Genomic DNA, 13,457 nt, shown 5'->3' with positions numbered 1-13,457 from the left:
TCACGAGGTCTCCGGTGTTCAGTTGAATCTTGGTCGATCAACCAACTACCGGAGACCTCACCACTATCAAAATCCCAGCCCGCCAACCAATCTCACAGCCGCTGCATCACTTCGAGACACGGCCTAGTCGCTCGCCGATTCCCAGCTCGCCCGATGCGGTTCCCGCGGATCGCGCTCGACCCGGGAGTGCTCGTCGAACACCATGGTCTTCCGGTCCTCGGCGTCGTAGCGCGGCCAGCCCGGATCCCCCGTCGCGGTGAAGTCGATCCATGCCCTGCGCATGATCCGCGACAGCTCGTGCGGGGGCTCGGGGCCGACGAGCGGGCGGGAGTCCTCCTCGTCCAGGCGGCCGAACAGGAAGGGCAACTCCAGGGTATGGGTGGCCCCGATGAGAGCCGAAGGGCGCCAGGCGAATTCATAGGTGAAGGTGGCGCCGCCCGCGACGGCGTGGGCCTGCGCCAGGTCCACGGCGGGGCCGCGAAAGAGGTGATCGGTGATCGTCTCCGAAAGCAGTTCGCCGGGTTCGCACTCGGCGTAGCGGCGGGTTGCCGCCGAAACCCGCTGCGGCGCAACGCGGTAGGCCGCCTGGGCCGTGCGGACATCCTCGGCGGTGGCCGCGGCGAGCACGTCGTTGGGGAGCAGGAACAGCCGGGCCTCGTCGCGATTGCTGCCGACCAGGAGATCGATCGAGGCGGGGACGCGACCGGACAGTCCGGCGTCGGGAACCAGTTCGCCATCGATCACGGGCATATAGGGAGTAAGCAGATAGCTCAGCGGACCCCAGCGGGTCGGATCGCGGAAGCCCTCGTTGAGGGCGCGGTGGCGGCGCAGCATCTCCTCGAGCGGCAGGTCCAGCGGGTCGCCGCCGAGTTCGGCGGTGATCCGGGCGGTCAGTTCGACCGCCCGTTCGGCGTCCGAGAGCAGCCGAATCGGCGCGCTCTGCAGGATCATTCGCCGGAACAGTCCGGCCGCCTCGGGTGCGGCGGCGTACGCGGCCAGACTGCCCGCCCCGGCCGAGTTGCCGAAGACCGTGATGTTGTCCGGATCTCCGCCGAAGGCGGCGATATTGTCGCGAACCCAGCGCAGCGCGGCGAGCTGATCACGCAGGCCCAGATTCGCCGGGACGCCCGGCAGCGGGAGAAAACCGTCCACCCCGAGCCGATAGTTCAGGCTGACGAAGACCACCCCGTCGCAGGCGAAGGCCGTGCCGTCGGCGCGGCGGTCGCTCCCGCTGCCCACGACATAACCGCCGCCGTGCAGATACACCAGCACCGGAAGACCGGCCCGGCCGAGCTCGGGGGTCAGCACATTGAGGGTCAGGCAGTCGGTACCCCAGGCCGCGGGACGCGGCAGCGCCTCACCGACGAAGGGCAAAGTTCCGGGCTGCGGCGCCGAGGGTCCGAAACAGGTGGCATCGCGCACGCCGTCCCAGCGCAGCGGAGGTTGCGGCGGCAGGAAGCGGCGGACACCGAAAGGCGGTGCGGCGTAGGGGATTCCGAGAAAGGACAGGACGTTTCCGGCGCGGCGACCGGCGAGCGCACCGTCGGACACCCGCACGGTCGGCTGGGATGGTTCCGTCACGCCCGCCAGAATAGTTCGATAGCCATCAAACTGTCGAGTCGGGACTCCCCGCATCGTCCTCCGACCCGGGTAGTCCCTGCAGTCGGCGCACCTCGCTCACCACCGACAGCAGCGAATCGAGCGCGACCGTGGACAGGCCCGCCGCGCGCAGCACCAGGCTGCGGATCTTCGCGTCCCGCAGCGCGGCGGCGAGCTCGAGTTCGACGCTCACCCGCTCGGCGACCTCGTCGTTGAAGAAATACTCCGGCGGCACCTCGAAGAACTCGGCGAGGATGTCCAGCTGCTCCAGGGTGAGATTGCGCTTCTTACCCGTGGCCAGTTCCCACAGGTAGGTGCCGGAGATGGTGCCGCCGGTCGCCGCCCGGATCTCGTGCGCGAGACGGGCATAGCCGGGCCGCGTGCGCTCATCCGGATAGCGCAGGCCGATCAGGTGCACGAGTCGCTCGTCGATCTTCCGCACGAGCGGTCGGCAGGCGGGCCGAGGCGCGGGGCGGTCCGCCATGCCAACTCCTTTCCGCCGAAGCGCCGGTGACCCATTCGCGACATCGCGACCGACCGAGGGTAATCGGCGCCTGCCCCCAATTCCTAGGGCTCGGATTTTTGTTCGCTCTAGTTTATGACAATTCCGGTGTCGGCAGGTCCGGACGGCCAGGGGTGCAAAAGCATTCGAGTGGCTGCTCGGACCGGGTGGTGATAGAGTCCGGCTCGGCGAAGATCATCCGCTATAGCGGATAAGGGGCAGGCAGCGCGGCTCGCCATTCTTCCTGGTTCACCGCTCATGAGGCGCTGCGGCCGGGACCTCGAAAAGCTGAGTGGGACCTCACAAAAAGGGGGCAGCGTTGAACGACTCTGGGACCCGGCTCGGGCCCGATCGGTTACACGGTCGCACGGCCGAACTGGAAAGAATTCGGCGGTTCCTCGCCGATGCCACCGCGGGTCACGGTCGGCTGCTGGTCATCGACGGACCCCGCGGCATCGGCAAGAGCCGACTCCTGCACGAGGGCCTCGCACTCGGACGGACGGAGCCGGGCCGTCCCATCGTGATCGGCACCGACGATGTGGACTCCGCCGCGTTACTGAGTCCGACGGGCTGGGCGGCCGCGGCGTCCGGCGGTCGGGCACCGCTGTCGGCGGTGCTCGAATCCCATCCCGACGCCGCGACCAGCGAGCGGTCCGGACGCGCGAGCGGCGCCTACGATCGCATCGTGCGGCTGTCGCTGGGCCCGCTCGACGCGGCCGCGACGGCGCGCGTCGTGGCCGACGTGCTGGGTGCGGCGCCCGAGCCGGACCTGCTGTCCCATATCGACCGCGCGGGCGGCAATCCGCGGCTGATCGTGGACCTCGCGGCCGGACTGCGCGAGCAGGATCTGCTCGAGATTCGTTCCGGCCGTGTGGGTTTGCGGACTGCGGCGCTGCCGGAGCGGGTGATCGCAACCGTGCGCTCCTGGCTGCGCGACCACTCCGAGCGGTGTCGGCAGCTGTTGCACACCGGAGCCGTCCTCGGCCCGACCTTCGGCCTGCCCGACGCCCTCGAACTGCTCGGCGAGACGACGGTCGGCGTCCTGCCCGCGCTGACCGAGGCCCTGGCGGCGGGACTGCTCGTCTCCGATCACGACCAGCTCGGCTTCGCCAACGATATTGTGCGCGAGGCCATTCGAGCACAACTTCCGATCTCGGCACAGGTCTCGATGCTGCACGATGTGCGGCGGATGCGCGAGCGGCCCGCCGACCACGCCCGGCCGCCGCGCACCTCGCCGCTGCGGAGCGTGCACACCGAACTCGACCGCAACATCCATGCCGTGGCGGCCGTGCGCAATCTGGTCGCCGCGGGCCGCCTGGACGCGGCGATCACGCTGGCGCGCTCGACCCTGGAGCGGCCGCTGCCGGAGGAGCTCGTCGTCGAATTGCGTTGTCTGCTCAGCGATGTGCTGGTGATGGCGGGCCGGGCGGCCGAGGGTGTGGCCGAGGCCGAACGGGTGCTCGAGGCCACCGATACCCCGTCGGCGCACGCGGCGGCCGTGTCCGGTGCGGCACTGCTGTTCGGCCAGTACATGCTCGATGCCACCGGCGCGCGGTCACGCGCGCACGCGGTGCTCGGACGGCGCGGCCTGGTGGGCAAGGACCCTCATGCCGTCATCGCCGCCACGGTGTTGTCGAACGATCAATGGGCGCAGGGCAATATGCGCGACGGATTGCGGTGGGGGCGGGCCGCCGCGCGCGGCGTCGATCCCGATCTGCCCTATGCCTGGCCGAAATTGGCGTTGGCCACCAAGCTGGCGGAGCTGCGCCGGTTCGAGGAGTCCGAGGCGATGATCGCCGATGCCGCAGCCCATATCGATCGCCTCGAGCTGGGTGCGCATCTGTCGGCGATCTCGACCATCCGCGCGCGCATGCTCGTGCAGGCCGGTCGGCTCGCCGAGGCCCGCGACGAGGCACTCACCGCCCTGGACGTCGCCGCCGAACTCGGCACACCGCTGCTGGTGCCGCTGACCCTCACAGTGCTGGCCCTGGTGGCGTTGCGATCCGGCGACGCCGAGGCCGCCGCCGGTTACGTGCGCCGCTATCGGGACGAATTGGCCGGTTGCCGAACGCTTTTCCGCTCCGCACAGTACGACTGGGCGGAACTGCTGGTGACCCGCGCCCGCGACGGCGTCGGCGCCGCCGCCGAGTTCCTCACCGGCACTGCCCGCGGACTCGAGACCAATCGGGCACTGCTGGTCCAGGAGCCCGGCGCCCCGGCGTTCTTCGTGCGCCTGGCCCAGCTGATCGGCGACGACGACCTGGCCGCACGCTCGGTGGCCGCCGTCGATCGCCTCGCCGCGGACAATCCGGAGTTCCCGCACATCGCCGTGGCCGCCCGGCATGCGCGCGGTCTGCTCGAAGGGGACCGGCAGGCGCTCGGGGCCGCAATCGCGGACCATGTGGATTTGTGGGCGCGAGCCTGCGCCGAACGGCATCTGTACGAACTGGATTCGCCGCCCGCGAAGGTGGCGCCGATCCGGACGGCCGCCGCCCGCGCGGACGACGGCGCGTCCGGCTGGCACACCCTCACCGAGACCGAGCGCTCGATCGCCGAGCTGGTCGGCGCCGGTCTGACGAATCGGCAAGTGGCCAAACGGATCTACGTCTCACCGCATACGGTGAACTACCATCTGCGCGCGATCTTCCGCAAACTCGGCGTCTCGTCCCGGATCGAACTGGTGCACCACCTCTACCGCCGCGCGACCTAGCGGGTCGCCGCCGCGGCGACGGCGGCGGCCACGGCCGGGGTCACCCGGGGATCGATCGCGCTGGGCACCACACGATCCGGGGCCAGATCCTCCGCGGCGATCTCGGCAATGGCCGCGGTGGCGGCCAGCTTCATGGCCTCGGTGATTCGGCGCGCGCCCGCGTCCAGTGCGCCGCGGAAGATGCCGGGCGAGGCCAGGATGTTGTTGATCTGATTGGGATGGTCGCTGCGGCCGGTCCCGACGATCGCCGCATGCCGGGCGGCGACCGCCGGATCGATCTCCGGCTCCGGATTCGACAGCGCGAAGATCACCGCATCCGGCGCCATGGCGGCGACCAATTCCTCCGGAATGCGCGAGGACGAGACTCCGATCAGGACGTTCGCGCCGGGCAGGGCCTGCTCGATACCGCCGCGCAGACCGCGAATGTTGGTGCGGCGGGCCAGTTCCGCCTTCACCGGATTCAGATCCGTCCGCTCGGCGTGCACGATGCCCCGCGAGTCGACCAGCGTGATATCGGTGACGCCCGCCGCCAGCAACAGCCGCGCGCAGGCGATACCGGCCGCACCCGCGCCCGCGACGACCACCCGCAACCGGGTCAGCTCCTGACCGAGCAGCGTTGCCGCACCGCGCAATCCGGCCAGCGTGACGATCGCGGTGCCGTGCTGGTCGTCGTGCATGACCGGGCAGTCGAGCTCCTCGATCAGGCGGCGCTCCAGCTCGAAGCAGCGCGGCGCGGCGACATCCTCGAGGCTGACCGCGCCGAAGGACGGACGCAATTGCCGCAGCAGGCGCACGATCTCGTCCACATCGGTGGTGTCGAGCACCAGCGGCACCGCGTTCAGTTCGGCGAAGGCCCGGAAGATCCCCGCCTTGCCCTCCATCACCGGCAGTGCGGCACGCGGTCCCACATCGCCCAGGCCCAATACCGCGGTGCCGTCGGTGACCACGGCGATCATGCGCGCGGCCCAGGTGTAGGTGTCCACCAGCTCCGGCCGCTGCGCGATGGCCGTGCTGACCCGGGCCACGCCGGGGGTGTAGGAGACCGACAGCGTCCGGGAATCGAGCAGCGGCGCGGTCGGTGCGACCACCAGCTTGCCACCCCGGTGAAATTCGAGGATCTCCTCGTCTGCGATTTCGGTGGCTGCGATTGCTTTGCTCACGGGAGCCTCTTCTCGATTGCAGGTACAAATTCCACGATCGACCGAACGGCCTTGTCCAGAAATTAGACGAAAGCATGAAGAATGCCCACTACTCGCGCGAGTAGTGCCACGCAGCGGGCCATCCGCACTCCACCCGGGCGAGTAGTTCCAGCACGGATTTCGCGCGTCTAACAATACGGATCACCCACCCAACGAGTGAGCACGATCACATACGCGCCCGCCTACGCTATTGCCGAGCATGCGGCGCGACCGTTCTCACCTGCCAAAATAGGGTCATCAGCCTTGCCTGCCGATTGCCCCGCCCGTCGCCGCGCAATCCGACTGTGATCGGCCGCACAAATTTCCGAACGGTTGCGAAATCACCCCTCTCATGTACAGTTCGATTTGCGTCAAACAATCAATTCTTCAGATACGGGGAGGGTTCGATGCCGGTGACCACCACCGCACGACTTCGGTCCACATTCGACCCGGTCGATCGGGAATCGCACGGGGACTTCGCACTGGCCCGGATCGAGTTCGGCCAGAATTCGGCACTGGAAATATCCGACGGCGCGCCACTGCTGCGCATTCCCATGAGCTCGCCCGGGTTCGACGAGTTCACCGAGACCTGGCTCGTCGATGGCGCGCCGACCACCGGGCGCTACGAGGACATCGTGTACGCCCACACCGACGAGTACCTGTTCGCCGCCGTGCGGATTCCGGACCTGCCGGAGTACGGCGAGGCCACCAACCTGGCCTACCGCTCGGCGTTCAAACTGATCGCGAATCTGAACTTCCCCAACATCTTCGGGGTGTGGAACTTCGTCGGCGGCATCGTGCAACCCAATGCCGCGGGCATGGAGATCTACCGCGATTTCGTGGCCGGGCGGGCCGAGGCGTTCAAGCTGTACCAGGACGGCCTCGGAAAGATCCCCGCGGCCACCGGGATCGGCACCCGCGGCCGGGGCATCTCGATCGCACTGCTGGCGGCACGGTCGTTGCGCCCCAGGCATATCGAGAACGGGCGGCAGATGCCCGCCTACGAGTATCCGCGCGAGTACGGCCCCAAGTCGCCGAACTTCGCCCGCGCCACCGTGATTCGCGACGCCGCCGATGCCACGCCGCGACAACTGTTCGTCTCCGGCACCGCCAGCATCCTCGGCCACGCCACGGTCCACCCCGGCGACATTCGCAAGCAGACCACGACCGTGCTCGAGAACATCGAATACCTGATCGGCGCCGAGAATCTCGCCGCCTACGATCTGGCCGGACATCGGCTGTCGGATCTGCGCCAGCTCAAGGTGTACGTCAAGCACGAGGCGGATCTGGAGGTGGTGCGGTCGCTGGTCACCGCGGCGGTCGGTGACGCGGCCGATGTCCGGTATCTGAATGTGGACGTCTGCCGCGACGATCTGCTCGTGGAGATCGAGGCCCTCATTCCGCTCGACCGAGGATCGCGGCGGTGAGCGCGCCGATTCCCGGCTCGACGTGGGGCCTGGACGGGGTGGCCCGGCAGCAGCCCGAGTGGGCGGATCATGCCGATATCGCCCCGGTCCGTGCGTATCTCGATCGGGCCGCGCCGCTGGTGCAGCCCGAGGAGGTGCGGGCGCTGCGCGACCGACTCGCCGACGTCGCCGAGGGTCGCGCACACGTCCTGCAGGTCGGCGACTGCGCCGAGGTGTTGGCCGAATCCACCGAGGCCGACTTCGCCGCGAAGACCGACTTCCTGGCTCGGATGAGCGCGAACTTCAGCGATCTCACCGACCTGCCGGTGGTGCCGATCGGGCGCTTCGCCGGACAGTTCGCCAAGCCCCGCAGCAGCCCGACCGAACGGGTTGGGGGCATCGAATTGCCCTCGTACCGAGGCGATCTGGTGAACGGCCTGGGGCCGACGCTCGCCGAGCGCGCGCACGAGCCGACCCGGATGCTGCGGGTGCACGATTTCAGCCGGGCCGCGCTGCGGCATCTCGCGTCACGGCGGCTGCCGGGCGGTAACGGCCCGTGGGCCAGCCACGAGGCACTGGTGCTGGATTACGAGGTACCGCAGATCCGCGGCAATTCCGACGGCACCCAGACCCTCACCTCGACGCATTTCCCGTGGATCGGCGAGCGGACCCGCGGGCTGGATTCCAGTCATGTGGCCATGCTCGCCGCGGTCGACAATCCGATCGGATTGAAGGTGGGTCCGACGATGACCGCGGACGATCTTCGGAAATTGTGTGGGACGCTCGATCCGCATCGGCAGCCGGGGCGGCTGACCCTGATTTCCAGAATCGGCAGCGCGAAAGTGCGCGACCGGCTTCCGGAATTGGCCGAGGCGGTCCGTGACGCCGGACATCCGGTCGTATGGCTGTGCGATCCGATGCACGGCAACACCTTCACGACCGCCACGGGCGTCAAGACCCGGCGGGTGGCCGACGCGGTCGCCGAGGTGGTCGGCTTCGTGGAGGCGCTGACCGGCAGCGGCATCTGGCCGGGCGGGCTGCACCTGGAGACCTCTCCCGCGGCCGTCACCGAATGCATCGGCCTGAACGTATCGGAGGATCACCTGCTGACCGGCCGGTACCGGTCCAGTTGCGACCCCAGGCTCAACCCGGGCCAGACCTGCCAGGTCATCACGGCCTATGCCACCGCGGCGCTGCGGCTACCGGCATGAGTACGGGACTAGTTCGCCAGCACGGCGTCGAGCAGACCGGGAAACCGCTGGTCCAGATCGGCCCGGCGCAACTCGAGCAGCCTGCAGCGCCCCTCGACGAACGTGCGGGTCAGCCCGGCCTCCCGGAGGATGCGGTAATGATGTGACAGCGTCGCCGGGCGCAGATCGACCGACTTGCCCGCCACGCCGCACTCGACCGGCTGGCTGGCGGAGTACAGGTACTTCGCCAGCGTCAGCCGGGCGGGATCGGCCAGCGCGGCGAGTATCTGGACCATTTCCAGCTCCTCGGTCGACGGTTCGGGCAATACGTTCGACATGGTGGGATACCTCCGATAGTTTGACAGTAATCAAACTGTTCGCTTAGCATAGCAGGTGCCGCGGGGCTCGATCGATTCACCCATTCCGCGCGAATGCTCGCCAGTTGCCCGCGGCATTTCTTCCCGCCTGCCCGAACGACGTCGCTCGGCGCATTCGACGTAATGTCATTTCTAGGAGGGGTTCGACTTGGTCGGCAATCAAACGCGGCTGGTGGACGAGATAACGGAGAATTCACCAACCGTTGCGGTGGACAACACCAAACCGTGGGCCGCACTGTGGACGGTCTGCGTCGGATTCTTCATGATCCAGGTCGATACGACGATCATGGTCGTCGTACAACCGGCCATCCAGACCCAGCTGCACACCTCCATCAACGCGGTCATCTGGGTGACCAGTGCGTATCTGCTGGCCTACTCGGTGCCGCTGCTGTTCGCCGCACGCCTCGGTGATCGGGTCGGGGCCAAGAACGTCTATGTGGCGGGCATGATCGTGTTCACCCTGGCCAGCATCGCGTGCGGGCTGTCCAACTCGGTGGGCATGCTCATCGCGTCGCGGGTGGTGCAGGGCGTGGGCGCGGCGCTCATCACGCCGCAGACGCTGGCGGTGATCAACCGGGTGTTCTCCGCACAGCGGCGGCACTCGGCGATGGCCGCGTGGGGTGCGGTATCGGGCATCGCGACCGTCGCCGGGCCGCTGCTGGGTGGCCTGCTGGTGAGCACCGTCAGCTGGCACTGGATCTTCCTGATCAATGTGCCGGTCGGAATCGTCGGCCTGGCAATGGCTTTCAAGTACATCCCGGCCCTCGAGACGCACAGCCGCAAATTCGATCTGCTGGGCGTGGCCCTCAGCGGAATCGGGGTCTTCCTGCTCATCTTCGCCCTGCAGCAGGGCGAGAGCCTGCACTGGGACGGGCGCGTCTGGGCGATGCTCGTGGTCGGGCTCGCCGCGCTGGGCGCATTCGTGTTCTGGCAGAACAGGATCGAGTCGGAGCCGTTGATTCCGCTGCGGCTGTTTCGCAGCCTGAACTTCTCGCTCGGCGTCATCGGCATCGCCGCCATGGCGGTGGTGATGAACTCCCAGGTCATCCCGATCATGTACTACCTGCAGCGGGTCGCCGGGTTGAACACCCTGACCACCGCCGTCACGACCGTCACCATGGCGGCCACGATGGTGGTGCTCGCGCCGCTGGTATCGCGCATCGTGGGGCGCGCGGTGCCGCGCTACGTGGCGGTCTCCGGCTTCGCCGTCGCCGCCCTGGGCACGGCGATCCTGCAGTACGCGCTGCACGCCGATCGCTCGGTCCTGTTCGTATCGCTGGGATTCGGCATCTTCGGCCTCGGCGGCGCCTTCGTACTCGCGCCGCTGGCGACCTACTCCATGCGCGAGCTGTCGCCGGATCTCATGGGCGCGGCCTCGGGCGTGTTCAACACGCTGCGCCAGACCGGCGCGGTGCTGGGCGCGGCCGCGATGAGCGCGCTGGTGCAGACGAATCTGGCCGACCATCTCGACGCGTCCGCGGCCCGCACCGCCACCGAGGGCCCGGCTGTCCTACCCACCGAATTACCCGGTCTGCGAATCGATTTCGCCGCGGCCATGGCGCAGAGCATGTTCCTGCCGCTCCTCGCCGGGCTGATCGGCCTGCTCGCCGCGCTGTTCCTGCACGGCGGGAAGAAGACAACATAGTTCGACGAAAAGGTGTCATCGTGTCCGACCGCTCCAACTTCGTTGCCGAGATAACCGCGAGAGCCGCCGAGCGCGACTGGCTTTCGAATCCGGCCTACCGCACCGACGAGCACAGCTACTCCTACGCGGAGGTACTGCGGCTCGCGGCCGAGACCGCGACCGCGCTGCGGCACAGCGGAATCGGGCCGGGCGACCGGGTCTGCATCGTGCTGCCGGAGACGATCGATCTGATCGCGGTATTCCTCGCGGCGCTACGCATCGGCGCGGTCGCGGTGCCGATCAACGGCAATGCCGACCCCGAACTGCTCACGGACGCGGTGCGCCGATCGGGCGCGAAACTCGTGGTGCGCCACCGCGAATTCACCGTCCCCGACGGCTGTATCGCGCTGTGGCCGGATCAGCTGCGCGGTGCGGCCGCCGATCCGGATATCGCGGTGGTCACCGCCGAGACGCCCGCCTTCGCGGTGTTCACCTCCGGCACCACGGGACCGGCGAAACTGGTGGTACACACCCACGGCGATATCCGGCACTTCGACGAGGGCGTCGGCAACGCACTGGGCATCGCGGCGGGCGAGGTCTGCCTGTCGGCCTCGGGCACATATCTGGCCTACGGCCTGGGCAACGCGGTGTTCTTCCCGCTGCTGCGCGGCGCGTCGACCGTGCTCAACGGGACCGACTCGCGGCTGGTTCCCGCCGAGGCGTTGCGGCTGATCGAACAGCATGCGGTGGACGTCTTCTACGCGATACCAAGCTATTTCACGAGCCTGCTGCGCGAGCCCGGCGTGGATTCTCTGAAGCGGCTACGGCTCGCGGTCACCGCGGGCGAGGTCCTGAACAAATCCGTGGAGGAGGCACTGATCACGCTGCTGGGCTCGAGCCTGACCGGAATCTTCGGCACCACCGAGATCGGCCATGCCGTGGCCGTGAACGCCGGCGCCGACTACCGCCGCCAGAAGGTGGGCCGGGTGATCGGACCCTACGCCGTGCGAATCGTGGACCGCGTTACCGGCGAACCGATTCCGACGGGCCGGATCGGCAGCCTCGAGGTGCACGGGCCGACGATCACCCTGGGCGCCAAGGAGGCGACCGCCGCGCCCGTCCGGCTCGCGGGGCAGTGGTATGCCACCGGCGATGTGGCGCTGCTGGATGAGGACGGCTATCTCCAATTGTTCGGTCGCGCCGACGATGTCGAGACCGTGGCCGGGCAGGACGTGTATCCGGCCGAGGTCGAATCGGTGCTGCTGGAGTCGCCGGCGGTGCGCGAGGCGGCGGTGTGCACGGTCACCGGACCCGACGGCGAGCGGCGGCTGCGCGCGTATGTGGTCCGCAACGACACCGCGGTGTCGGAACTGGAGCTGGAGCGGCGGCTGCTCGCCGCCGCCGCGAAAGCGCTGGCACCGCACAAGGTTCCGCGCGAGGTCCGCTACCTCGACGCACTCCCCTACATATTGGGCGGCAAACTCTCCCGCCGCGACGTCCGACTGCTCGGCTGAGCCGGAAGGTATGAACATGCACGTGGATGCGGCACGACTCTCGGCCCTGGACACCTACTTCGGCCGGTTGGTCGCCGACAACAAGATTCCGGGCTGGGCGGCGATCGTCGCCCGGCACGGTGAGGTGCTCTACACCTCGCAGGGCGGGCTGGCCAATGCCGCCGAGGGGCGGCCGATGCGCACCGACAGCATCTTCAAATCGTTCTCACTGTCCAAGCCCATCACATCGGTGGCCTTCATGATGCTGGTGGAGGAGGGCCTGGTCGGCCTGAACGACCCGGTGGCGCAGTACATTCCGTCCTTCGCCCGCTCGCGGGTGTACCGGGACGGCTGGGTGGTCGACCCGATCACCCAGGGCCTGGTGGAGCCGGTTCGGATCTGGCACCTGCTGACCCACACCTCGGGGCTGGGTTACGGCTTCCACCACACCCATCCGGTCGATCATCTCTATATCGAGGCCGGTTACGGCTGGGGGTCGCCGGAGGGCGTCGGGCTGGCCGAGGCCGTCGACCACTGGGCCGAGCTGCCGCTGCGCTTCCAGCCGGGCACGGGCTGGAACTACGGCCTGAGCACCGATGTGCTCGGCCGGGTCATCGAGGTCGTCTCCGGTAGGACGCTCGCGGAATTCCTGCGCGAGCGGCTGTTCGAACCACTCGGCCTGCGCGACACCGGCTTTCACGTACCGGCGAGCGAAAAGGACCGCTACGCCGCGATGTACACCCCCGGCGCGAACGGCATCGAGCCGGTGGGACCGATGAGCGCCTACGACACCGAGGATCCGATCCTGCTGTCCGGCGGCGGCGGGCTCTACACCACCGCGGACGACTACACGAAGTTCCTCGGCATGCTCGCCAACGACGGGCGAGTCGGCTCGGGCTCGGACTATCTGATCTCGCCCATGACCGTGGAATCGATGCGCACCAACCACCTGCCCGGCGATGTCGCGCTCGGCGACTTCCACAGCCTGTGGGGTGTGCCCGCGATCGGTGATGCCATGCCCGCGGCCGGTTTCGGACTGGGCTTCCTGACCATGCTGTCGCCCGGGCAGAGCCACGTCCTGACCCGGCCCGGCGAGTACGCGTGGCTGTCGGCGGGCAGCGCCAACTTCCTCGTCGATCCCTCGACGGGGGTCAGTGCGATCGTGGTGCCACAGATCTTTCCGTCGCGGGTGCTGCCGATGTTCAGCCGGTTGCGGCAGTTCGTCTATCAGTCGTATCGCTGGTGACGGCATGCGCTGGATAACTGCCGGAGAGTCTCATGGTCCCGCCCTCGTCGCGATCCTGGAGGGGATGGTGGCCGGTGTCGAGGTGACCTCGGCCGACATCGCCGCGCAACTGGCCCGCCGACGCCTCGGCTA

General features: G+C 68.4%; 11 protein-coding genes. 7 read left to right on the top strand and 4 right to left on the bottom strand.

The features are described from left to right. Window positions 1–123: 123 nt before the first annotated feature. Window positions 124–1,581, bottom strand: a complete 1,458-nt coding sequence (locus NDR87_RS36895; RefSeq protein WP_251918943.1) for a carboxylesterase/lipase family protein — start codon at window positions 1,579–1,581, stop codon at window positions 124–126. Between the two features lie 25 nt (window positions 1,582–1,606). Next, on the bottom strand, window positions 1,607–2,083 hold the full coding sequence (locus NDR87_RS36890) for a hypothetical protein (RefSeq protein WP_251918941.1): 477 nt from the start codon (window positions 2,081–2,083) through the stop codon (window positions 1,607–1,609). A 337-nt stretch (window positions 2,084–2,420) separates the two neighbouring features. On the opposite strand from NDR87_RS36890, the gene NDR87_RS36885 reads away from it, so the two are divergent. Continuing rightward, window positions 2,421–4,811: a LuxR family transcriptional regulator gene (locus tag NDR87_RS36885; RefSeq protein ID WP_251918939.1), complete on the top strand. Its 2,391-nt coding sequence runs from the start codon at window positions 2,421–2,423 to the stop codon at window positions 4,809–4,811. Here NDR87_RS36885 and NDR87_RS36880 read toward each other — a convergent pair. Further along, window positions 4,808–5,971 carry an NADP-dependent malic enzyme gene (locus NDR87_RS36880; RefSeq protein WP_251918936.1) on the bottom strand — a complete coding sequence of 388 codons (1,164 nt, stop codon included), beginning with the start codon at window positions 5,969–5,971 and terminating at the stop codon, window positions 4,808–4,810. The two genes, NDR87_RS36885 and NDR87_RS36880, sit on opposite strands and share 4 nt — an antisense overlap. 425 nt (window positions 5,972–6,396) lie before the next feature. Here NDR87_RS36880 and NDR87_RS36875 point away from each other — a divergent pair, with 425 nt between their 5' ends. After that, window positions 6,397–7,416, top strand: coding sequence for an FkbO/Hyg5 family chorismatase (locus NDR87_RS36875; RefSeq protein ID WP_251918934.1), 1,020 nt, complete (start codon window positions 6,397–6,399; stop codon window positions 7,414–7,416). Next, window positions 7,413–8,606, top strand: a complete 1,194-nt coding sequence (locus NDR87_RS36870; RefSeq protein ID WP_251918910.1) for a 3-deoxy-7-phosphoheptulonate synthase — start codon at window positions 7,413–7,415, stop codon at window positions 8,604–8,606. The genes NDR87_RS36875 and NDR87_RS36870 overlap by 4 nt, the downstream gene beginning before the upstream one ends. Before the next feature lie 8 nt (window positions 8,607–8,614). Here the strand turns inward: NDR87_RS36870 and NDR87_RS36865 are convergent, their stop codons facing one another. Further along, window positions 8,615–8,923 carry a helix-turn-helix transcriptional regulator gene (locus NDR87_RS36865; protein ID WP_251918908.1) on the bottom strand — a complete coding sequence of 103 codons (309 nt, stop codon included), beginning with the start codon at window positions 8,921–8,923 and terminating at the stop codon, window positions 8,615–8,617. Between the two features lie 187 nt (window positions 8,924–9,110). Between NDR87_RS36865 and NDR87_RS36860 the strand changes: the two genes are divergently transcribed. The 4 genes from NDR87_RS36860 to NDR87_RS36845 all read left to right on the top strand — a co-directional run. Beyond that, a complete protein-coding gene (locus tag NDR87_RS36860) occupies window positions 9,111–10,607 on the top strand; it encodes a DHA2 family efflux MFS transporter permease subunit (RefSeq protein ID WP_251918907.1) in 1,497 nt (498 codons plus the stop codon). Between the two features lie 20 nt (window positions 10,608–10,627). Continuing rightward, window positions 10,628–12,100: a class I adenylate-forming enzyme family protein gene (locus NDR87_RS36855; protein ID WP_251918905.1), complete on the top strand. Its 1,473-nt coding sequence runs from the start codon at window positions 10,628–10,630 to the stop codon at window positions 12,098–12,100. 16 nt (window positions 12,101–12,116) lie between these two features. Continuing rightward, window positions 12,117–13,325: a serine hydrolase gene (locus NDR87_RS36850; RefSeq protein ID WP_251918903.1), complete on the top strand. Its 1,209-nt coding sequence runs from the start codon at window positions 12,117–12,119 to the stop codon at window positions 13,323–13,325. Between the two features lie 4 nt (window positions 13,326–13,329). Then, a partial coding sequence (locus NDR87_RS36845; RefSeq protein ID WP_251918944.1) for a chorismate synthase occupies window positions 13,330–13,457 on the top strand: 128 nt, incomplete at its 3' end.

Origin of the sequence: Nocardia sp. CDC159 (genome assembly GCF_023740735.1) — a bacterium.
Taxonomy (GTDB): domain Bacteria; phylum Actinomycetota; class Actinomycetes; order Mycobacteriales; family Mycobacteriaceae; genus Nocardia; species Nocardia pulmonis.
This window is presented reverse-complemented; position numbering and strand designations above follow the sequence as displayed.